This is a genomic window from Streptomyces sp. NPDC102279 (genome assembly GCF_044766365.1).
Lineage (GTDB): Bacteria > Actinomycetota > Actinomycetes > Streptomycetales > Streptomycetaceae > Streptomyces.
In genome coordinates, this window is record NZ_JBIWLU010000006.1 from 313,433 (window position 1) to 333,709 (window position 20,277).

18 protein-coding genes are annotated in these 20,277 nt (G+C 71.6%); 9 read left to right on the plus strand and 9 right to left on the minus strand.

What is annotated here, in order from left to right:
- Positions 1-87 precede the first annotated feature (87 nt).
- Entirely contained in the window at positions 88-867 is a 780-nt protein-coding gene (locus ACIRQH_RS16970) for a DeoR/GlpR family DNA-binding transcription regulator (protein WP_388870382.1), read from the plus strand.
- A gap of 325 nt (positions 868-1,192) precedes the next feature.
- Here ACIRQH_RS16970 and ACIRQH_RS16975 read toward each other — a convergent pair whose 3' ends face one another.
- Positions 1,193-2,305, minus strand: coding sequence for a GNAT family N-acetyltransferase (locus tag ACIRQH_RS16975; RefSeq protein WP_404226430.1), 1,113 nt, complete (start codon positions 2,303-2,305; stop codon positions 1,193-1,195).
- Positions 2,306-2,777: 472 nt separating this feature from the next.
- Here ACIRQH_RS16975 and ACIRQH_RS16980 point away from each other — a divergent pair, with 472 nt between their 5' ends.
- From ACIRQH_RS16980 to ACIRQH_RS16990, 3 genes are all read left to right on the plus strand, one after another.
- Entirely contained in the window at positions 2,778-4,223 is a 1,446-nt protein-coding gene (locus ACIRQH_RS16980; protein ID WP_358820462.1) for a glyceraldehyde-3-phosphate dehydrogenase, read from the plus strand.
- A 227-nt stretch (positions 4,224-4,450) separates the two neighbouring features.
- On the plus strand, positions 4,451-5,617 hold the full coding sequence (locus ACIRQH_RS16985) for an MFS transporter (protein ID WP_388870387.1): 1,167 nt from the start codon (positions 4,451-4,453) through the stop codon (positions 5,615-5,617).
- A gap of 90 nt (positions 5,618-5,707) precedes the next feature.
- Positions 5,708-6,460 (plus strand): maleylpyruvate isomerase family mycothiol-dependent enzyme, encoded by a 753-nt coding sequence (locus tag ACIRQH_RS16990; protein ID WP_358820460.1) that lies wholly within the window; start codon positions 5,708-5,710, stop codon positions 6,458-6,460.
- A gap of 101 nt (positions 6,461-6,561) precedes the next feature.
- On the opposite strand, the gene ACIRQH_RS16995 is transcribed toward ACIRQH_RS16990, so the two are convergent.
- Positions 6,562-6,975, minus strand: a complete 414-nt coding sequence (locus ACIRQH_RS16995) for a MarR family winged helix-turn-helix transcriptional regulator (protein WP_388870390.1) — start codon at positions 6,973-6,975, stop codon at positions 6,562-6,564.
- A gap of 85 nt (positions 6,976-7,060) precedes the next feature.
- On the opposite strand from ACIRQH_RS16995, the gene ACIRQH_RS17000 reads away from it, so the two are divergent.
- On the plus strand, positions 7,061-8,542 hold the full coding sequence (locus tag ACIRQH_RS17000; RefSeq protein WP_404226433.1) for an MFS transporter: 1,482 nt from the start codon (positions 7,061-7,063) through the stop codon (positions 8,540-8,542).
- Positions 8,543-8,618: 76 nt separating this feature from the next.
- Complete coding sequence (locus tag ACIRQH_RS17005; protein WP_388870393.1) at positions 8,619-8,954, plus strand: DUF6332 family protein; 336 nt, start codon at positions 8,619-8,621, stop codon at positions 8,952-8,954.
- Here ACIRQH_RS17005 and ACIRQH_RS17010 read toward each other — a convergent pair.
- The 3 genes from ACIRQH_RS17010 to ACIRQH_RS17020 all read right to left on the minus strand — a co-directional run bounded on the left by ACIRQH_RS17010 (position 8,915) and on the right by ACIRQH_RS17020 (position 11,706).
- Positions 8,915-9,580 carry a response regulator transcription factor gene (locus tag ACIRQH_RS17010; RefSeq protein ID WP_358822771.1) on the minus strand — a complete coding sequence of 222 codons (666 nt, stop codon included), beginning with the start codon at positions 9,578-9,580 and terminating at the stop codon, positions 8,915-8,917. The genes ACIRQH_RS17005 and ACIRQH_RS17010 overlap by 40 nt on opposite strands.
- Positions 9,577-10,809, minus strand: coding sequence for a sensor histidine kinase (locus ACIRQH_RS17015; protein ID WP_388933418.1), 1,233 nt, complete (start codon positions 10,807-10,809; stop codon positions 9,577-9,579). Before ACIRQH_RS17015 ends, ACIRQH_RS17010 begins: the two co-directional genes overlap by 4 nt.
- 186 nt (positions 10,810-10,995) lie before the next feature.
- Positions 10,996-11,706: a TetR/AcrR family transcriptional regulator gene (locus ACIRQH_RS17020; protein ID WP_404226436.1), complete on the minus strand. Its 711-nt coding sequence runs from the start codon at positions 11,704-11,706 to the stop codon at positions 10,996-10,998.
- A gap of 227 nt (positions 11,707-11,933) precedes the next feature.
- Between ACIRQH_RS17020 and ACIRQH_RS17025 the strand changes: the two genes are divergently transcribed.
- Complete coding sequence (locus ACIRQH_RS17025; RefSeq protein ID WP_358816666.1) at positions 11,934-12,383, plus strand: nitroreductase family deazaflavin-dependent oxidoreductase; 450 nt, start codon at positions 11,934-11,936, stop codon at positions 12,381-12,383.
- A gap of 15 nt (positions 12,384-12,398) precedes the next feature.
- Here the strand turns inward: ACIRQH_RS17025 and ACIRQH_RS17030 are convergent, their stop codons facing one another.
- A complete protein-coding gene (locus ACIRQH_RS17030; RefSeq protein ID WP_404226438.1) occupies positions 12,399-13,736 on the minus strand; it encodes a geranylgeranyl reductase family protein in 1,338 nt (445 codons plus the stop codon).
- A gap of 183 nt (positions 13,737-13,919) precedes the next feature.
- Here ACIRQH_RS17030 and ACIRQH_RS17035 point away from each other — a divergent pair, with 183 nt between their 5' ends.
- A complete protein-coding gene (locus ACIRQH_RS17035) occupies positions 13,920-15,275 on the plus strand; it encodes a dipeptidase (protein WP_404226440.1) in 1,356 nt (451 codons plus the stop codon).
- A gap of 212 nt (positions 15,276-15,487) precedes the next feature.
- Here the strand turns inward: ACIRQH_RS17035 and ACIRQH_RS17040 are convergent, their stop codons facing one another.
- Together ACIRQH_RS17040 and ACIRQH_RS17045 are read right to left on the minus strand one after the other, a co-directional pair.
- Entirely contained in the window at positions 15,488-16,525 is a 1,038-nt protein-coding gene (locus tag ACIRQH_RS17040; RefSeq protein WP_404226584.1) for an NUDIX domain-containing protein, read from the minus strand.
- 133 nt (positions 16,526-16,658) lie between these two features.
- The gene (locus ACIRQH_RS17045; RefSeq protein ID WP_358816669.1) at positions 16,659-16,856 is read right to left on the minus strand and encodes a hypothetical protein; all 198 of its coding nucleotides are present in this window, start codon (positions 16,854-16,856) and stop codon (positions 16,659-16,661) included.
- A 208-nt stretch (positions 16,857-17,064) separates the two neighbouring features.
- Between ACIRQH_RS17045 and ACIRQH_RS17050 the strand changes: the two genes are divergently transcribed.
- Complete coding sequence (locus ACIRQH_RS17050) at positions 17,065-19,164, plus strand: NPCBM/NEW2 domain-containing protein (RefSeq protein ID WP_404226442.1); 2,100 nt, start codon at positions 17,065-17,067, stop codon at positions 19,162-19,164.
- Positions 19,165-19,236: 72 nt separating this feature from the next.
- Here ACIRQH_RS17050 and ACIRQH_RS17055 read toward each other — a convergent pair whose 3' ends face one another.
- The gene (locus ACIRQH_RS17055; protein WP_388933561.1) at positions 19,237-20,190 is read right to left on the minus strand and encodes an ROK family protein; all 954 of its coding nucleotides are present in this window, start codon (positions 20,188-20,190) and stop codon (positions 19,237-19,239) included.
- Positions 20,191-20,277: the final 87 nt, after the last annotated feature.

A 20,277-nucleotide genomic window follows, 5' to 3' on the forward strand; every position in this document is an offset into this window, starting at 1 on the left:
GATATAGCGACCTTTCAAGCACAATCAAGCATTTGAGGTGAGGTGGGGTGCGCTAAGGTCGCGAAGGAACGAGCAAGGGAGAGGCGGATGTCGCGCGACGCCCGTTGGAAAGTGCTGCTGGAACTGCTGGTGGAGCGGGGCCGCCTCGACGTCGAGGAGGCCGCGACCCTGCTGGAGGTGTCGGCGGCGACCATCCGGCGCGACTTCGACCAGCTCGCGGAACAGCAGATGCTGGTGCGCACCCGGGGCGGCGCCGTCGTCCACGGGGTCTCCTACGAACTCCCCCTGCGCTACAAGACGGCCCGGCACGCCTCCGAGAAGCAGCGTGTCGCCAAGGCGGTGGCCGACCTCATCGCTCCGGGCGAGGCGGTCGGGCTCACCGGCGGCACGACCACGACCGAGGTGGCACGCGCCCTGGCGGTGCGCCCGGATCTGGCATCGGGCTCCCCCGCGCTCACCGTCGTCACGAACGCCCTGAACATCGCGAACGAACTGGCTGTGCGCCCCCAGTTCAAGATCGTGGTCACCGGTGGTGTGGCCAGGCCCCAGTCCTACGAACTCATCGGCCCTCTCGCGGACGGCGTGCTCGGGCAGATCACCCTCGATGTCGCGGTGCTCGGCGTGGTCGCCTTCGACGCGGCCCACGGTGCCGCCGCGCACGACGAGGCGGAGGCCGCGATCAACCGTCTTCTGTGCGAGCGCGCCGAGCGCGTGATCGTCGCCGCCGACTCCAGCAAGCTCGGGCAGCGCGCGTTCGCCCGCATCTGCGCTGCCGAGGCGGTGGGCACACTCGTCACCGACGTGTCGGTGGCGCCGGCGACGGTACGGCAGTTCGAGGAGGCGGGAGTCGAGGTCGTCACGGTCTGACGGCCGGCACGACACCTCGCCGCCCGATCCGAAGCCCCGCACCGCGCCTCCCGTCAGCCGATCCGACGGGCGGCACCACGCGCCTCCTCGCACCGTCCCCTGCCCGGCACCGCGCACGTCGTCGCCCGATCCGGCGCCCGGCAGCGGGCGTTCACCCGACTTTCGTCACGGCCCTCGGCACCCGTCGCGGCCGTGACCGCCCGTCATTCCCCCCGTGGACGCTCGGGACACGCGAGGCCCGGCCGGTCCGGGCCGGCGTGCGGAGGCGGCCTCGGCGGGACGGCCTCGGCGCCTCCGCACCAGTGCTCCCGTTCCCCCCCGCCCCTCAGTTCCCGCGCGGTCCGGCGCCGGACCCCGCGCGGCCCGAGGCACGCAGGTTGCCCACCGTCTTGAGCAGCCGGTCGGCCGGGTCGCGCAGTTCGGGATGGGCGAGAACCGTGTTCCGCAGGCCCCGCACGGGCCGGCGCCACAGCCGGTGCGCCGCCGCCACCGGGTGGGGGCGATAGGCGAAGCCCTCGGCCACGCGCAGCTCGCGCGTCTTGAGCCAGTCCTTGTACTCCTTGTCCCCACGCCCCAGGTCCAGCACGCTGACGCCGTTCCGGCCGGCCGCCTCGGCGGTCCGCAGGTGCATCATCAGGCCGGGCGAGTAGCGGTGGAACTCGGGGTCGTACGCCGTGAACCAGGCCGCGAGAACACTGCGGGACCTGGGTCCGAAGTGGGCGGCGACCGGCCTGTCCCCGGCGTAGAGGACGGACAGCACACCGGTGAAGTGCTCCTCGCGGACGTCGAAGAGGTGATCCACCAGGTCCACGATCCAGGGCCGCGCGAAGCGGTCCATCCGTCCGGTCCTGCGGTACTGGGCGGACTTCCAGCGCATGAGCGTGCGCAGCATCCGGGGATCGCGCTCGTCGAAGACGAACCGCACCTCACCCGCGTCGCGGGCGAGCCGCCGCTCCTTCTTCAGAGTCGTCTTGGCCTGTCCCGGGTAGGCGCTGCGCAGCCACTCCGGATAGCCGCTGTCCCCCGGCTTCAGATCGACGACCGGGGAGGCGAACGTCCCCGTGACGAACCTGCCGAACGGCTTCTGCTCCTCGACGAGATGATCGAACTCGAAGATGGACAACCCGCAGGCGCGCAGCACCTCCTGGGCGTCCCAGGTGATCCCCGGTCTGTGCACCAGTGCCTGACAGTCGGAGAGTCCGAGGCCGATGGCTCTGCCCGCCCCGAGGATGTTGCGCTCGTAGGGCAGGAACCCGACGGGCTCCCCTCCCTCGTGCAGGACGGCGACCTGGGCGCCTTTCCGGAATCTGCCGACCCCCGTCGCGAACTCGGGTGCCAGGAACGGATTGGCGTACTCGGGCGACTCCTCCATCGCCCGGTGCCAGGCCTCGCGCAGCGGGACACTCAAGCCGTCGAGTCTGTGGTTCGTGATCTCCACCTCAGATCAACCGCCCTTCCGTGGGTGCTGCGAGAGACGTACCGGTCACAACACAGGCCGTTGGGGCGTGTGGATCTTCGTTGATGGATCGCATGGGCGACAGCTCCCCCCCATGACGCGCTGTCCGCGTCCTGCCACTTTCCTGATGTCTGCCGTTCCGCGCCGCACTGCGACTCGCCCCCCGGTCGAGCGCCGAGATCCGAATCGACCGGCGGGGCTCAAACGTCGCGAAACAGTACGCACGCTGTCAAGGGTGCCTACCGCAATGAAAGAGTCCAGAACGGCGGACGCGGACTTTCCGCAACCGGCGACCGGCTTTCACGGGATCACCGGCAAGCCGGCGGAGCACCGCCCACCAGGTTCGCGAACGTCACCCCGAGCCCCGGGTTCCGGGCGAGTGGACACCGCGTGAACGATCACCCCGAGAGAGCGGGTTAGCATATGAGCGCCACCTAGCTCGAAAGATGATTCTGTGACTGTCAACGACGACGCGTTCACCAACTGGAAGACTCGAGAAGAGATAGCGGAGTCGATGATCCCGATCATCGGCAGGCTGCACCGGGAGCAGGACGTCACGATCCTCCTGCACAGCCGTTCCCTGGTGAACAAGTCAGTGGTCAGCATTCTCAAGACCCACCGCTTCGCCCGGCAGATCGCCGGGGAGGAGCTCTCGGTCACCGACACGCTGCCGTTCCTGCGGACGCTCAGCGCGCTCGACCTCGGGCCCTCGCAGATCGACCTCGGGATGCTCGCGGCGACCTACCGGACGGACGACCGCGGCCTGTCGGTCGAGGAGTTCACCGCCGAGGCGGTATCCGGCGCCACGGGCGACAACAAGATCGAGCGCCGCGAGGGCCGCGACGTCGTCCTCTACGGCTTCGGCCGGATCGGCCGCCTCCTCGCCCGCCTGCTCATCGAGAAGACCGGCTCCGGCAACGGCCTGCGGCTGCGCGCCGTCGTCGTGCGCCGCGGCGGCGCCCAGGACATCGTCAAGCGCGCCTCGCTGCTGCGCCGCGACTCCATCCACGGCCAGTTCCAGGGCACGATCACCGTCGACGAGGCGAACAGCACGATCATCGCCAACGGCAACGAGATCAAGGTCATCTACGCCGACGACCCGTCCCAGGTCGACTACACGGCGTACGGCATCCGCGATGCCATCCTCATCGACAACACCGGCAAGTGGCGCGACCGCGAGGGTCTCTCGAACCACCTGCGCCCCGGTATCGACAAGGTCGTACTGACCGCGCCGGGCAAGGGCGACGTCCCGAACATCGTGCACGGCGTCAACCACGACATGATCAAGCCGGACGAACAGATCCTGTCCTGCGCCTCCTGCACGACCAACGCGATCGTGCCGCCGCTGAAGGCGATGGCGGACGAGTACGGCGTCCTGCGCGGCCACGTGGAGACGGTCCACTCGTTCACCAACGACCAGAACCTGCTGGACAATTACCACAGTTCCGACCGCCGGGGCCGCTCCGCGCCGCTCAATATGGTCATCACGGAGACCGGCGCCGCCTCCGCGGTCGCCAAGGCGCTGCCCGACCTCGACGCGCCGATCACCGGCAGTTCGATCCGCGTACCGGTGCCGGACGTGTCGATCGCGATCCTGAGCCTGCGCCTGGGCCGCGAGACGACCCGCGAGGAGGTCCTCGACCACCTGCGTGACGTCTCGCTGACCTCGCCGCTCAAGCGCCAGATCGACTTCACCAACGCGCCCGACGCGGTGTCGAGCGACTTCATCGGCTCGCGCCACGCCTCCATCGTCGACGCGGGCGCCACCAAGGTGGACGGCGACAACGCGATCCTCTACCTCTGGTACGACAACGAGTTCGGCTACTCCTGCCAGGTCATCCGCGTGGTGCAGCACGTGTCCGGGGTGGAGTACCCGACGTACCCGGCTCCGGCGGCCTGACCCCGCCGGCGGGACCGCGGTTCGCCGTCCGGGCGGGTGGGACGGCGAACCGCGGACTTCCGGGCGACCCGAGCGGTGACGGCCCGGGCCGCCTTCCGGCTCCCGCCGGTCCGCGCGGAACGCGGTGCCGACCCCGTCGACGCTCCCCTTCTTCCCTTGCTCTGAGCGGAGCAGCGGCCTAACGTGAGTTTGTGCCGCTAATAAACAAAACCCGTCCGCACAGTGTCGTGCCGGATCCCACCCTCACCGGCCTCCGTATCGCGATCACCACCTTCTTCGCCCTCGACGGATTCGTCTTCGCCGGGTGGGTCGTCCGCATCCCGGCCGTGAAGGAGCAGACCGGCGCCTCGGCCAGTTCGCTCGGCCTCGCCCTGCTCGGTGTCTCCGCCGGGGCCGTCGTGACCATGGTCTTCACCGGGCAGCTCTGCCGGCGTTACGGCAGCCGCCCCGTCACGCTCGCCTGCGCCGTCCTGCTCTGCCTCAGCGTCGTCCTGCCGCCGCTGACCCACTCGGCGGCCGCGCTGGCCGCGGTGCTCCTGGTGTTCGGCATGGCCTACGGCGGGATCAACGTCGCCATGAACAGCGCGGCCGTCGATCTCGTGGCCGCGCTGCGGCGCCCGGTGATGCCCAGCTTCCATGCGGCGTTCAGCATGGGCGGCATGATCGGGGCGGGACTCGGCGGGCTGGTGGCCGCCCATCTGTCACCGACGCGCCACCTGCTGGCCCTCGCCCTCATCGGCCTGCTCGTGATCGCCCTCGCGGGGCCCGCCCTGCTGCGGCACGACATGCCCGCACCCCCCGACCGGCCCCGGAGCGACGACAGAGCGGTACCCCGGCGCCTCGAGGGCCGCACCCGTGGCCTGGTCGTCGTCTTCGGCCTGATCGCCCTGTGCACGGCGTACGGCGAGGGGGCGCTCGCCGACTGGGGCGCGCTCCACCTGGAGCAGGATCTGGAGGCCCACCCGGGGATCGCCGCGGCCGGCTACTCCTGCTTCGCCCTCGCCATGACGATCGGCCGGCTGAGCGGGACGACGCTGCTCGAACGGCTCGGCCGCACCCGCACGCTCGTGACGGGCGGCACGACGGCCGCGCTCGGCATGCTGCTCGGCGCGCTCGCCCCGTCCGTGTGGGTGGCACTGCTCGGCTTCGCGGTCACCGGACTGGGCCTCGCCAACATCTTCCCCGTCGCGATCGAACGGGCCGGCGCCCTCGCGGGCGCGAGCGGCATCGCCGTCGCCTCCACCCTCGGATACGGGGGCATGCTGCTCGGGCCGCCCGCGATCGGGTTCATGGCCGACTGGTACTCGTTGCCGACGGCCCTGACGAGCGTCGCCGTGCTCGCCGCAGTGGCGGCGCTGATCGGTTTCGCGACGCGCCGGGCCGCCGTGGGGTGAGCGGCCCGTGGTCGGACCGGGCGCCGCCGCACCCCGCAGCATGCCCTTCACGCACTCCCTCGACCACCTTCCATCGGGCACACTCGCCGCATGAAGACTGCGGAGCACGTGGAAACCCTGGACCGGGAGGGCCGGTTGCTGCTCGATGCCGCCGAGGCGGCGGGCGTCGACGCCGAGGTCGCGACCTGCCCCGAGTGGCAGATCAGGGATCTGGTGCGGCACACGGGCATGGTCCACCGCTGGGCCACCGCATTCGTCGCCGAGGGCCACACCTCGTACCACCCCGACGGCGGGCTGCCCGACCTGGACGGCGACGATCTCCTGGCCTGGTTCCGCGAAGGGCACGGCCGGCTCGTGGAGACGCTCGCCGGCGCCTCACCGGACCTGGAGTGCTGGAGCTTCCTCCCCGCACCCTCCGGACTCGCCTTCTGGGCCCGCCGTCAGGCGCACGAGACGACCGTGCACCGGATCGACGCCGCGTCGGCGCGCGACGGTGAACCGGATCCGATCGCACCGGAGTTCGCGGTGGACGGCATCGACGAGCTGTTGCGCGGCTTCCACGGGCGCCCGAAGAGCAGGGTGCGCAGCGAGGAGCCGCGGGTGCTGCGGGTGACGGCGACCGACGTACCGACGGCCGTGTGGACCGTACGGCTGTCGGATCACGCACCGGTCAGCGACCGTGCCGGGTCCGCGGCGGACGCACCGCCCGCCGACTGCGAACTGGCGGGACCTGCCGCCCTCCTCTACCTCGCACTGTGGAACCGCGCGCCGTTTCCGCGCGTGACCGGCGACGCCTCGCTCGCCGCCCTCTGGCGGGACAAGTCCGGGATCACCTGGAGCTGACGACGCCGGTACGGGACCGGGCCTGCGTCGGTGGCCCCGTTCGGCAGGCCGACACCGGGCGAGAGGCGCCGACCGGCATCGGGGGGAGACGGGTCCGCGCCTCAGTCGCGGCGGCCGGCCGGGCCGGCAGCCAGCATGCGCGTGAGGACGGCACGCTGCAACGGCAGTACCTCGCCGTGGAGTTGGCGCCCTCGGGCGGTGAGGCAGACGCGCACGCCCCGCCGGTCCTCCGCACACATCCCCCGCGTCACCAGGCCGTCCTTCTCCAGCCGTCCGATCAGGCGCGACAGCGCGCTCTGGCTCAGGTGGACCCGCTCGGAGATCTCCTGGACGCGGTAGGAGGAACCGCCGTCCGCCGCCGCGCACCCGGCCAGTACGTCGAGCACCTCGAAGTCGCTGGCACCCAGGCCGTGCCGGTGCAGTTCACGGTCGAGTTCGCACTGCGTGCGGGCATGCACCGCGAGGATGTCGCGCCACTGGTCCACGAGCCCTTGCTCGGCATTCGTCCCCGCCATGGCCGCACCGTAGCAAACGATCCACTTTGTTGCATCGTCATTAAATGCATTTGCATTGAATGCGTGTGCATGTAATCTCTCCTCCATGACCTCTCCGCTCACCCGTCCCACCCTCCAGGACCGCTGGACCCCCCGGCTGTGGGGAACCCTGCTCGTGCTCTGCGCCGCGATGTTCCTGGACGCCCTCGACGTGTCGATGGTCGGCGTCGCCCTGCCGTCCATCGGTTCGGAACTCGACCTCTCCACCTCGACGCTCCAGTGGATCGTCAGCGGCTACATCCTGGGATACGGCGGACTGCTCCTCCTCGGCGGACGCGCCGCCGACCTGCTCGGCCGCCGGCAGGTCTTCCTGGTGGCCCTCGCCGTCTTCGCGCTGGCGTCGGTGCTCGGCGGGCTCGTCGACTCGGGACCGCTGCTCATCGCGAGCCGCTTCATCAAGGGCCTGAGTGCCGCGTTCACGGCGCCCGCGGGGCTGTCGATCATCACCACGACCTTCGCCGAGGGCCCGCTGCGCAACCGCGCTCTCTCCATCTACACCACCTGCGCGGCCACCGGATTCTCCATGGGCCTCGTCCTGTCCGGCCTGCTCACCGAGGCGAGCTGGCGGCTGACCATGCTGCTTCCCGCGCCGATCGCCCTCGTCGCGCTGTTCGTGGGCCTGAAGCTCATCCCGCGCAGCGACCGCGAGAAGAACCACGGCGGCTACGACATCCCGGGCGCCGTCGTCGGGACGGCCTCGATGCTGCTGCTCGTCTTCACCGTCGTCCAGGCACCCGAGGCCGGCTGGGGATCGGCCCGCACGCTGCTCTCCTTCGCCGCCGTCGCCGTCCTGCTCACCGCCTTCGTCGGCATCGAGCGGCGCAGCCCGAGCCCGCTGATCCGGCTGGGCGTGCTGCGTTCCGGCAGCCAGGTCCGGGCCCAGCTCGGCGCGATGGCGTTCTTCGGCTCGTACGTCGGATTCCAGTTCCTGGTGACGCTGTACATGCAGTCGCTGCTGGGCTGGTCGGCCCTGCACACCGCGCTGGCGTTCCTGCCGGCCGGCGCTCTGGTGGCGCTGTCCTCCACCAAGGTGGGCGCCGTCGTCGACCGGTTCGGCACCCCCCGGCTCATCGCGACGGGCTTCGCCCTGATGGTCGCGGGCTACGCGCTGTTCCTCCGCGTCGATCTCCACCCGGTCTACGCGTCGGTCATCCTGCCGACGATGCTGCTGATCGGTGCCGCCTGCGCCCTCGTCTTCCCGTCCCTCAACATCCAGGCCACCAACGGCGTCGACGACCACGAGCAGGGCATGGTCTCCGGTCTCCTGAACACCTCCGTCCAGGTCGGCGGCGCGATCTTCCTCGCCGTCGTGACCGCGGCCGTCACCGCGAACTCCTCGGAAGGATCCTCACCCCAGGCGGTCCTGGACAGCTACCGTCCCGGCCTCATGGTGGTGACCGGCATCGCTCTCGCGGGCCTGCTCATCACCCTCCCGGGCCTGCGCACCCGGCGGCCGCAGGAGTCCGTCGTCGTCGCCCAGTCCGTGCCGAGCGCGGCGGAGCAGGAACGCGTGGTCGTCCGCGACTAGGGCCTCACCCGAACGTCAACGGTGCGGTGCCCGGCGGAGCCTTGCTCCGCCGGGCACCGCACGGTTGACTCCGGGGATGAACAACGACGGGGACCCCATGGACCATCGCCGCGCCGCCGCGGACGACGCGGGCGGGCGGCGCACCCAGGCGGACCGCGATGCCGTCACCGTCGAGATCGGGTACGCCCTGGCCAGCGCGGCGTTCGTCGCCGCCGTCGCCTTCGGGGTCGTCGCCGGACCCGCCCTCTTCCTGGACCTGTCGCGAGGCACCGTACGCGCTCTCGTCACCTCGGGCGGCGGTCTGGCCGTCGCCCTCTTCACCCTCCGGGTGGCCACGGTGCTGTTCCGCTTCACCGGCGGGGACGCGGCCGCTCAGCCCAGCCAGCCCGGGCGCACCAGGCCCGACTCGTAAGCGAGGACGACCAGTTGGGCGCGGTCACGGGCGCCCAGTTTCACCATCGTGCGACTGACGTGGGTCTTGGCCGTGAGGGGGCTGACGACCAGACGGCGGGCGATCTCGTCGTTCGAGAGCCCGATGCCCACGAGCGCCATCACCTCCCTCTCCCGGTCGGTGAGTTCGGCGAGCGAGGCGGCCGGTTCGGGTTCCTTCGAGCGGGCCGCGAACTCGGCGATCAACCGCCGCGTCACTCCGGGCGAGAGCAGGGCGTCGCCGCCGACCACCGCCCTTACCGCACGCAGGAGTTCCTCGGGCTCGGTGTCCTTGACGAGGAAGCCGGAGGCGCCGGAACGGATCGCCTCGAAGACGTACTCGTCGAGTTCGAAGGTGGTGAGCATGACCACCTTCACGTCCCGCAGAACGGCGTCGCCGGTGATGCGGCGGGTTGCGGCGAGTCCGTCCAGAACGGGCATCCGGATGTCCATCAGGACGACGTCCGGGCGCAGTTCACGCACCGTGCGCAACGCCTCCTCACCGTCCGCGGCCTCTCCGGCCACCTCGATGTCCGGCTGCGCGTCGAGCAGGGCCTTGAACCCGGCCCGGACCAACGACTGGTCGTCGGCGAGCAGTACGCGGATCACCGGTCCTCCTTGGCCTTCCACGGCAGCACCGCCAGCACACGGAAGCCTCCGTCGTCGCGCGGTCCCGCCTCGATCGTGCCACCCAGGGCCGCCGCCCGCTCCCGCATCCCGGCGAGTCCGTTGCCGCTGCCGCCCGCGTCCGCGCCGGTGGCCGGTCCGTCGTCGTCGATCAGCAGCCGCAGCACGCCCTGCGCGTGATCGAGCCGCACGCGCGCGTGCCGCGACCCCGAGTGCCGCACGACGTTGGTGAGGGCCTCCTGGACGATGCGGAACGCGGCCAGGTCGGTACCGGGCGCCGACGGGGGAACCTCCCCCTGGACATCGACCGTCAGGCCGGCACGCGCCGCCTGTTCGACCAGCTCGGGCAGCCGGTCGAGTCCGGGTGCCGGAGTGCGCGGTGCCTCGCCCGGCGCGCGCAGCGTGTCGAGCACCTGGCGGACCTCGCCCAGGGCCTCCTTGCTGGCCGCCTTGATGGTGGTGAGCGCGGTCCGCGCCTGCGCGGGGTCGGAGTCGAGGAGGGCGAGACCCACGCCGGCCTGGACGTTGATCACCGAGATGCTGTGGGCGAGTACGTCGTGCAGTTCCCGGGCGATCCGCAGCCGTTCCTCGTCCGCGCGGCGCCGGGCCGCCTGCGCCCGCTCGGCCCGTTCACGGGCCCACTGCTCACGGCGCACCCGGACCAGTTCCGAGAGCGCGACGACCGCCACCACCCAGGTCGCGACGCCGACCTCCTGCGTCCAGGACGGCGGACGGTCCCCCGTCGGCGGCAACCAGCGGTACAACCAGTGGGACACCAGCAGATGCCCGGCCCAGAGCAGCCCGATCGCCGTCCAGGCGGCCCTGCGGTGGCCCGCGACGACCGCGCTGAAACAGCCCACGGCGACAGGCAGGAAGACCGGCCCGTACGGGTAGCCCGCGGCTACGTAGATCAGGGCGACCGCGGCCGTGCCGAACGCGACCGCCACCGGGTACCGCTGCCGCCAGAGCAGCAGACCGGAGCCCGTCACCAGCAGCACCCGCGCGAAGACGTCCAGGCCGACCCGGTCGCCGTGCTGGGCGTGGGCGGCGAAGGTCGAACCGAGCAGCACGAAGGCCGTAAGCAGCAGCGTGGAACGCCAAGGCCACCGCGCCCCGCGCTCCTCCTCGCTCCAGCGGTCCCACCCGGGCGGCCCGTGCCGCCGCGGCGGACCGTCCCCCGCCGGGGCCACGGGCGTGCGCTGCTCTTCCATGACCGTCACGCTAGACGGCGGGGCACACCGGCGGCGTCCGCCGGGCGAGGTGATCACCCGTACTCCCCCGGGAGTACGGCGCGAAGCCCGAACGGGAGCACGGCGTGCCGGAACACGACGGGAGCCGGGCCGGTGCCGGGCCAGTGCCGGGTACGGCCCGGCGCCGGATGCCTTGCCTCGGGCGCCTCAGGCGATGGTGCCCGGCTCCGGATGGACGAGCCCCACGTCGTGCGCCAGCCGGCCCACCGCCTGCCGGAAGAACGGCTCGCGGTCCTCCACGACCCGGTTGAACTGGCCGAACAGCTCGAAACCGATCAGCCCGTGGAGCTGCGCCCACGCGGCGACCAGCGGCACGATCACGTCGGGCGGCAGGTCGGGCGCGAGATCCGCCGACATCCGCCGCGCCTCGGCCGTCAGCTCCGCCGACAGTTTGGTCCGCGCAACGCCCTTGCCGCGGTACGCGTCCCGCACCACGCCGATCAGCAGCAGACCGACCCGGGAAGCGGCCGGCACGGTCTCCTGCGGCGCGACGTAGCCGGGGACGGGCGAGCCGTAGATGAGCGCGTACTCGTGCGGATGATCCAGCGCCCAGCGCCGGGCCGCCAGGCACACGGCAATCCAGCGCTCTCGGGGTCCGGCGTCGCCTACGGCGGCGTGCGCGGACTCGGCGGCCTCGCCGAGGGAGTCGTAGGCGTCGATGATGAGGGCCGTCAACAGGTCGTCACGGCTGGGGAAGTAGCGGTAGAGCGCCGAGGAGACCATGCCGAGTTCGCGGGCCACGGCCCGCAGGGACAGCTTCGCGGCGCCGTCCGCGGCAAGCTGTCTGCGTGCCTCGTCCTTGATGGCCGCGGTGACCTCGATCCTGGCTCGGGCGCGTGCCCCTCGTGCGGTGCTCATGTGGGGCAGTCTCCCACGTTTCCAGAGCAGTGCACACAAACGAGAGCAGCGCTCCGTGATGCGATCGCCGCTCCACACCAGGACAGGTGCTCCAAAACGAGAGCGGTGAACAAAAACGAGAGCGGTGCTCTTGCATTCCATCACCGACCTCCGGCAGACTTACCTCAAGCGAGAGCAGTGCTCACAAAAGAGAGCGGCGCTCCCACCATGGATCTCAAGGGGTCACCGTGTCGACACATGTCCAGAAGCCGGGCTGGTTCACCGTCAACGTCCTCAACCGCGCCGTGGCCTGGGCGACCCGGCGGGGCCTGAGCGTCTGGGGTTCCCGGGTGCTGGCCGTCCGCGGCCGCAAGAGCGGCGAGTGGCGCACGACGCCGGTCAACCTGCTCACGGTCGACGGGAAGCAGTACCTCGTGGCCCCCCGCGGTCACGTCCAGTGGACGCACAACATGCGGGCGGCAGGCGGTGGCGAGCTGCGCCTCGGCAAGAAGGTGGAGACCTTCACCGCCGTCGAGGTCGCCGACGACGACAAGGTCCCGCTGCTGCGCGCCTACCTCAAGCGCTGGAAGGCCGAGGTCGGCGTGTTCTTCGGCGGTGTCGGCCCCGACTCGTCCGACGAGGAGCTGCGCCGCATCGCCCCCGACCACCCCGTCTTCAAGGTCGCGGTCGGGAGCTGATGTCGTCCGGCGCGCTTATCCCTCCGTGCCCTTGGACTCCGTGCCCTTGGACTCCGCGCTCTGCGGCTCGACGTCCTTGACCTCGGCGTCCGAGGGATCCGCGTCCTTGGCCTCCACGCCCTGCGGCGCCCGGTCGAGAGCGGTCAGGGCGCGCCCCACCATCGGGCGCGACCGCACGATCTCGCCCAGTGTCGTGGAGCCGCGGGTGATCCCCGCGAAGGCCTTCCACACGGGGCGGATCCCGGTGAGCCCCGCGTGGAACAAGCCGGGGCGGCGCTCGAAGGCGGCGAGCAGCCGCTTGCCGACGCTCATCTCGACGCCGAGACCCGCCTTGATCGCGAACGCGTAGTTCAGTGCCTGGCGCCGGGCGTCGACGGCGTCGTGCGCCTCGGCGATCCGCACGGCCCACTCCCCCGCCAGCCGGCCGGAGCGCAGCGCGAACGAGATGCCCTCTCGGGTCCACGGTTCGAGCAGTCCCGCCGCGTCGCCGCAGACGAGCACCCGGCCGCGCGACAGGGGCGAGTCGTCGGCGCGGCAGCGCGTCAAGTGACCCGAGGAAATGGCCGGTTCGAAGCCTGCGAGGCCGAGCCGGGCGATGAAGTCCTCCAAGTACCGCTTGGTGGCAGCGCCTTCACCACGGGCGGAGATGACGCCGACGGTGAGGGTGTCTCCCTTGGGGAAGACCCATCCGTAGCTTCCGGGCATGGGGCCCCAGTCGATCAGGACGCGGCCCCGCCAGTCCTCGGCGACCGTCTCCGGCACGGGGATCTCGGCCTCCAGGCCGAGATCGACCTGGTCGAGCTTCACCCCTACGTGTGCCCCTATACGGCTGGCGCTTCCGTCGGCGCCGACCACCGCGCGCGCCAGCACGGTCTCACCGCCCTGCAGGACCACGGCGACGGTGCGCCGGTCCGGCACGGCAGAGCCGTGCTGCTCGACACGGGACACCGTGGCGCCGGTGCGCAGTTCGGCACCCGCCTTCTGGGCGTACTCGACGAGCTGCTGGTCGAACTCGGGCCGGTTGATCAGCCCGAACAGCATCTGCCGGGACCGCCGGGTGCGGGCGAATCTGCCGTCCATCGAGAAGGTGACCGCGTGCACGCGGTCCTTGAACGGCAGTTCGAAGCCGGGTGGCAGGGCGTCCCGGGAGGGGCCGATGATGCCGCCGCCGCATGTTTTGTAGCGGGGCAGTTCGGCTTTCTCCAGGAGCAGGACGCTGCGTCCCGCGACCGCTGCCGCGTAGGCGGCCGAGGCGCCCGCGGGCCCCGCGCCGACGACTACGACGTCCCACACCTGCTGCCCGTCGTCCGCCGCACGCCGCACGTCGTCCGCCGAAGAGTTCTCGCTGCTCACGTTGGTCTACTGCTCCCAGTCCAGCCGTCTGCCGCACCTGTCCCCCGCATCCTACGGCGGGCATCGCCGCAGGCCACTGTGGGAGGATCGGCAGCGCACCCGTCCCGCACACCGGGACGTGTGCACGCATCACCGATCACTTGTACACAGAAGTACAACGTCGGACCTACGAGGAGCGTGCCCATGTCGTCGAATCCGGTCGCCGAGACCGTCGCCTCGCTCATGCCCCGGGCGAAGGCGGAGCTCACCGAGCTGGTGGCCTTCAAGTCGGTGGCGGACTTCGACCAGTATCCGAGGAGCGAGAGCGAGGGCGCGGCGAACTGGATCGCCGACGCGCTGCGTTCCGAGGGCTTCGAGGACGTGGCCCTGCTGGACACCCCGGACGGCACCCAGTCCGTGTACGGCTACCTGCCGGGCCCCGAGGGCGCCAAAACGGTTCTGCTGTACGCGCACTACGACGTGCAGCCGCCGCTGGACGAAGCGGCGTGGGCGACCCCGCCGTTCGACCTGGTGGAGCGCGACGGCCGCTGGTACGGGCGAGGCAGCGCCGACTGCAAGGGCGGGGTCATCATGCACCTGCTGGCGCTGCGCGCGCTGAAGGCGAACGGCGGCGTGCCGGTGCACGTCAAGGTGATCGTCGAGGGTTCCGAGGAGCAGGGAACCGGCGGTCTGGAGCGGTACGCCGAGGAGCACCCGGAGCTGCTCACCGCCGACACCGTCGTCATCGGCGACGCGGGCAACTTCCGGGCGGGTCTCCCGACGGTCACCGCGACCCTGCGCGGCATGACCCTCGTACGGGTTCAGGTGGACACCCTGGAAGGGAACCTGCACTCGGGACAGTTCGGCGGTGCGGCGCCCGACGCGCTGGCCGCGCTGATCCGCCTGCTGGACTCGCTGCGCGACCAGGACGGCTCGACGACCGTCGACGGTCTGGACGGCGACTCCGTCTGGGACGGCCTGCAGTACGAGGACCAGGCGTTCCGTGAGGACGCCAAGGTGCTCGACGGGGTGGAGCTGATAGGTTCCGGCACCGTCGCCGACCGCGTCTGGGCGCGTCCGGCCGTGACCGTCCTCGGGATCGACTGCCCGCCCGTCGTGGGCGCGACGCCGTCCGTGCAGGCGGGCGCGCGAGCGCTGGTCAGTCTGCGGGTTCCGCCGGGCGTGGACGCCGGCGAGGCGACGAAGCTGCTCCAGGCGCACATCGAGACGCACACGCCGTGGGGCGCGCGCGTCAGCACCGAGCAGATCGGCCAGGGCCAGGCGTTCCGCGCCGACACCTCCAGCCCCGCGTACGCGTCGATGGCCGAGGCCATGGCCGTCGCCTACCCGGGCCAGCAGATGCAGGCGTCGGGCATGGGCGGCTCGATCCCGCTGTGCAACACCCTCGCCTCGCTGTACCCGGAGACGGAGATCCTGCTCATCGGCCTGAGCGAGCCGGAGGCGCAGATCCACGCGGTGAACGAGAGTGTCTCCCCGGACGAGCTGGAGCGCCTGTCGGTCTCCGAGGCCCTGTTCCTCCAGAACTACGCGGCGAGCTGACCCACGCGCCGAGACCGGAGGCCCGCACCACACGGTGCGGGCCTTCCGCATGTCCTCCCCGAAGGCACGCGGCACGCCAACCGGCCCCGAACGAGCAGCCGTTGCCCGGGGTCCGCCCGGATCACGGCCGCTCGACACGGGAAGGGTCACCCCACCACTCTGCCGTGGACTTGCGGCGGGGCCGGCCGCTCGTCACGGCCCTGGCCGGGGTGTCAGCCGAGGGGGACGCCGGCCTCCAGGTAGAGCGCGGCGCCGCGCTCGCGGGCGCGCAGGGCCCAGCGGAGCCGTTCGTAGCGGACGGGCGGCAGGAGGTCGGCCGCCTCCTGCTCGGTGACGAAGCGCCACTCGCGCAGTTCGGGGCCGGGCAACAGCAGTCCCCGGGCGGCCCGTTCGTCGAGGTGGCCGCCGTCGAACAGGAGTCGCAGGCCGCCGTAGCCGGGCGGTGCGGGTGACTCCCAGTCGACGACGAGGAGCGTGGGCACCTCGTCCAGGACGAGACCGGTCTCCTCGGTGACCTCGCGCATCCCGGCGCGGGCGGGTGCCTCCCCGGCCTCGACGACCCCGCCGGGGAACTCCCAGCCGGCCTTGTACGTGGGATCGACGAGCAGGAAGCGTTCGTGCTCGTCGAAGAGGAGCACCCCGGCGGCGACCGTCTCGGCGGTGGGTTCCGGGGTCTGCACGATGTCGCACACGGGCGCGTCGCCGGCGCGTACGGCGTCGGCGATGCGGACGGCGGTGTCGTACGGGGTGAGCGCGCTGGTGTCCACGGGGTGGGCGTCGGCGGTGAGCCAGCCGAGCGCGGCCCGGTAGGGCTCGATGTGGTCGTAGGACCACTGGCGCACACGCGTCTCTCCGTCGGGTTCCGGGGGCACCTCGCGCCCGGCTATTCGCTCGCGCAGGATCGTTTCCGCCGGGGCGAGGAGCACGTGGTGCACCGGAATTCGGCGGGCGGCGAGTCCGCCGAAGATCTCGTCCCGGTACTCCTGGCGGAGCAGGGTCATGGGGACGACGAGGACGCCACCGAGTTCGGCGACCATCGCGGCGGCCGTGTCGACCACGAGCCGGCGCCAGATCGGCAGGTCCTGGAAGTCGCCGACCTCGGCGAGGTGTTTGGCGGGGAGCAGGTGCGTGAGTGCGCCCCCGACGACCTCGGGGTCGAAGAGCGTGCTGTTCGGGATCAGCTCGATCAGTTCCCGTGCGGTGGCGGTCTTTCCCGCACCGAACGCACCGTTGATCCAGACGATCACGATTCCCCCTCTTCTGTTGGCCCCCTGAGGCTTGCCCGCTCCACCCTGCCACGGAAACCAGCCGCTGATGAGGGGCACAGACGGCGTGGCGCCGGTGCCCCCGCCCTGGGGTCACCGGCGCCGGAGGTCCGGGTGTTCAGCCGTTCCGGCCGCCCAGGGCCCCTTCGTCGACCGCCAGGCTGTCGCTGCCGACGGTGTGGTCGACGGCGCTGAGCGTGTCGTTGACGTTGAGGTCGCTCAGGGCGTCCGCGTCCAGGGCGTGCGACGGGGTGATCGCCGCGACGACGAACCCGGTGGCGAGGGAGGCGATGGCGAGCATGCTGCGCTTCTTCATGCCCGGTTCAACTACGAAGGCGGGGAGGGGGTCACGGGTGGATGACCTTCCGCGTCGCGCCCCGGTGGCGAGCGGTGCGCACCCTCGGCTCATCGAGTGATGCGATCACACACCTTCCAACAGAGTCCGACAGGTCCTACCGTAAACGCGCACCATTGTCGCGGACATGAAGAGACTCCATCTGTCGCGAGTTCGGAGGAACGTAACGATGCGTCACCTTCACACCCGCACCACCCCCACACCCCGCCCCACCCCCACACCCCGCAGCACGCGCGCGACGCACCCGGGCCGCACCTCGGTGGCCGGAGCGCTGGCCGCAGGACTGTTGTGCGCGGCCGCCCTGACCAGCCCCGCGCTCGCCGCGCCGGGCGGTGCGACCTCGGCGGCCCCCGCCGTGCGGAGCGCCTCCCCCACGTCCGCGGACGGGCTCGCCCTCACCCCGCCGATGGGCTTCAACAACTGGAACTCCACGCACTGCCGAGCCGAGTTCGACGAGGCGATGGTCGAGGGAATCGCCGACCTCTTCGTGGAGAAGGGGCTCAAGGACGCCGGGTACCAGTACGTCAACCTGGACGACTGCTGGGCGCTGCCGTCCCGGGACGCGAACGGCAAGCTCGTGCCGGACCCGGTGCGGTTCCCGGGAGGGATCAAGGCGGTCGCCGACTACGTGCACGCCAAGGGGCTCAAGCTGGGCATCTACACCAGCGCCGGCACCAAGACCTGCGACAGCGTCGGATTTCCCGGCGCCCTCGGCCACGAGTACAGCGACGCGCAGCAGTTCGCGGACTGGGGCGTCGACTATCTCAAGTACGACAACTGCAACAACCAGGGCGTGGACGCGAGATCGCGGTACACCACCATGCGTGACGCGTTGCGGGCCACGGGCCGGCCGATCGTCTACAGCATCTGCGAATGGGGCGAGAACAAGCCCTGGGAGTGGGCCACGGACGTCGGGCACCTGTGGCGGACGACCGGTGACATCAGCGACAGTTGGGGCTCGATGCTCTCGATCCTCAAACAGAACCTGCCGCTCGCCCCGTACGCCGGACCGGGACACTGGAACGACCCGGACATGCTGGAGGTCGGCAACGGCGGCATGACGGACACGGAGTACCGCTCGCACTTCTCCATGTGGTCGGTCATGGCGGCGCCGTTGCTCATCGGTTCCGACCTGCGGACCGCCTCCGCCGCGACCTTCGACATCCTCGGCAACAAGGAGGTCGTCGCGGTCGACCAGGACCCGCTGGGCAAGCAGGGCGCGGTCGTCTCCTCGGCGGACGGACGCTGGGTCGTCGCCAAGGAGATGCGGGACGGCAGCCGTACGGTGGCGCTGTTCAACGAGTCGGGCACGGCGCAGCGCATCGCGACGACCGCGGCCGCCGTCGGGCTGCCCGACGCGGACGCCTACACACTGCGCGACCTGTGGCGGCACCGGAGCTCCAACACGGCGGGCACGATCGCGGCCACCGTACCGGCACACGGCACCGTGCTCGTCCGGGTCTCCACGGACCCGGCATGGGCCAAGAACCCGCCGGCCGTCGAACTGGGCCTGGAGGGAAGCCCGTTGGTCGAGGCGGGCAGGACGGCCACGCTGACGTCCGCGGCGACCGACCTCGGGCGCACCTCCGCGACCCGGGTGGCGGTGACCCTGCGCGGCCCCGCCGGCTGGACGGTCGCCGCGACGGGACCGACGACCGCGGCCTCGCTCCCCACAGGGCGCTCCCTGCGCACCAAGTGGCGGGTCACCGCGCCCACGGGGGCGGCGCCGGGGTCGTACGACCTCGCGCTGAAGACGGTCTATCGCTCGCCGACCGGGATCGTCGCCGACGCCGAACTGCCGGTGCGGGCCTCCGTGGTGGTGGCTCCGCCGTCGGGCACGTCCGGACTCGGGGACCTGCCCTGGCTCTCCACGACCAACGGCTGGGGGCCGGTCGAGCGCAACACGAGCAACGGTGAGGAGGGCTCGGGCGACGGAGGGCCCCTCAGCGTCGGCGGCGTGACCTACGCCCGAGGACTGGGCGTGCACGCCGGGAGCACGGTCGAGTACTACACCGGCACGGCCTGCGAGCGGGTCACCGCCGACGTCGGTCTCGACGACGAGAAGGGCACCAAGGGCACCGTCGCCTTCGAGATCTGGGCCGACGGGACGAAGGTCGCCTCCACCGACGTCCTCACCAACGCGATGCCCGCACGGCCCCTCAGTGCCGACGTGACCGGCGCCCAGGTGGTCCGGCTGGTCGTCACGGACGGCGGCGACGGCATCGACTCGGACCACGCGGACTGGGCCGACGCGCAGCTCAGTTGCTGAGGCCCGCCGCTCTGCCGGGCCCAACTCCCGTATGAGAAGGGCGTCGTGGTCCCGGCGACGGGACCACGACGGTCAGACGCGGGCCGCGGCCGTGCTCGCCTTCCGTGTGAGCGCGGCCGAGGCGGCGCCGACCAGGCCGGCGTCCGTACCCATCAGCGCGGGCGCCACGGTCAGCCGCTGGACGAAAGAGAGCGTCGCGTAGTCGGCCAGCGCCTTGCGCAGCGGGGTGAACAGCACGTCACCGGCCTTGCCGACGCCGCCGCCGATCACCGCGATGTCGATCTCCACGAGGGTCGCGGTCGCGGCGATTCCCGCGGCGAGCGCCTGCGCGGCCCGCTCGAAGGAGGCCACGGCCACCGGATCGCCCGCACGGGCCGCCTCGGCCACCGCGGCGGCCGAGGTGTCACCGTCGGGACCGGGCTGCCAGCCGCCCTCCATCGCACGGCGGGCGATGTTGGGGCCGCTCGCGATGCGCTCGACACAGCCGCGGGAGCCGCAGGGGCAGAGATCGCCGTCCAGGTCGACGCTGATGTGCCCGATGTGACCCGCGTTGCCGGTGGGGCCGGGGTGCAGCTGTCCGTTCAGTACGAGGCCGCCGCCCACGCCGGTGGACACCACCATGCACAGCGCGTTGTCGTGACCGCGGGCAGCGCCCTGCCAGTGCTCGGCCGCGGTGATGGCGACGCCGTCGCCGATCAGCTCGACGGGCAGCCCTCCGGCGGCCTTGGCGGCCCGCTCGACCAGCGGGTAGCCGCGCCAGCCGGGCACGTTCACGGGGCTCACCGTGCCCGCCGAGGCGTCGACCGGGCCCGCGCTGCCGATACCGAGGGCACCGGCCCTGCTCCACAGCGGGGAGTCGGACAGCTCGCCGATCACGTCCTCGACGGCCCGCATCACGGTGTCGCCGTCCTCCTGCGCGGGCGTCGCGCGCTGCACGCGCAGCATGATCCGGCCGTGGCCGTCCACCAGCGCTCCGGCGATCTTGGTGCCGCCGATGTCGAGCGCGGCCACGAGGTCGGTGTGCATCAGAGTCAGATCTCCCATGGGGTGTCGTGACGGACCCGCCGCGCCGCGGGTCCAGGTGCGTGTCTCAGGCCGAAAAACCGAGCAGGA

What these genes read in the sequence shown, in the direction of transcription:
- ACIRQH_RS16970 (WP_388870382.1), top strand. Translation starts at nt 88, where the DNA reads ATGTCGCGCGACGCCCGTTGGAAAGTGCTGCTGGAACTGCTGGTGGAG.
- ACIRQH_RS16990 (WP_358820460.1), top strand. Translation starts at nt 5,708, where the DNA reads ATGAAGACTGCGGAGCACGTGGAAACCCTGGACCGGGAGGGCCGGTTG.
- ACIRQH_RS16995 (WP_388870390.1), bottom strand. Translation starts at nt 6,975, where the DNA reads ATGGCGGGGACGAATGCCGAGCAAGGGCTCGTGGACCAGTGGCGCGAC.
- ACIRQH_RS17000 (WP_404226433.1), top strand. Translation starts at nt 7,061, where the DNA reads ATGACCTCTCCGCTCACCCGTCCCACCCTCCAGGACCGCTGGACCCCC.
- ACIRQH_RS17005 (WP_388870393.1), top strand. Translation starts at nt 8,619, where the DNA reads ATGAACAACGACGGGGACCCCATGGACCATCGCCGCGCCGCCGCGGAC.
- ACIRQH_RS17015 (WP_388933418.1), bottom strand. Translation starts at nt 10,809, where the DNA reads ATGGAAGAGCAGCGCACGCCCGTGGCCCCGGCGGGGGACGGTCCGCCG.
- ACIRQH_RS17020 (WP_404226436.1), bottom strand. Translation starts at nt 11,706, where the DNA reads ATGAGCACCGCACGAGGGGCACGCGCCCGAGCCAGGATCGAGGTCACC.
- ACIRQH_RS17035 (WP_404226440.1), top strand. Translation starts at nt 13,920, where the DNA reads ATGTCGTCGAATCCGGTCGCCGAGACCGTCGCCTCGCTCATGCCCCGG.
- ACIRQH_RS17045 (WP_358816669.1), bottom strand. Translation starts at nt 16,856, where the DNA reads ATGAAGAAGCGCAGCATGCTCGCCATCGCCTCCCTCGCCACCGGGTTC.
- ACIRQH_RS17050 (WP_404226442.1), top strand. Translation starts at nt 17,065, where the DNA reads ATGCGTCACCTTCACACCCGCACCACCCCCACACCCCGCCCCACCCCC.
- ACIRQH_RS17055 (WP_388933561.1), bottom strand. Translation starts at nt 20,190, where the DNA reads ATGCACACCGACCTCGTGGCCGCGCTCGACATCGGCGGCACCAAGATC.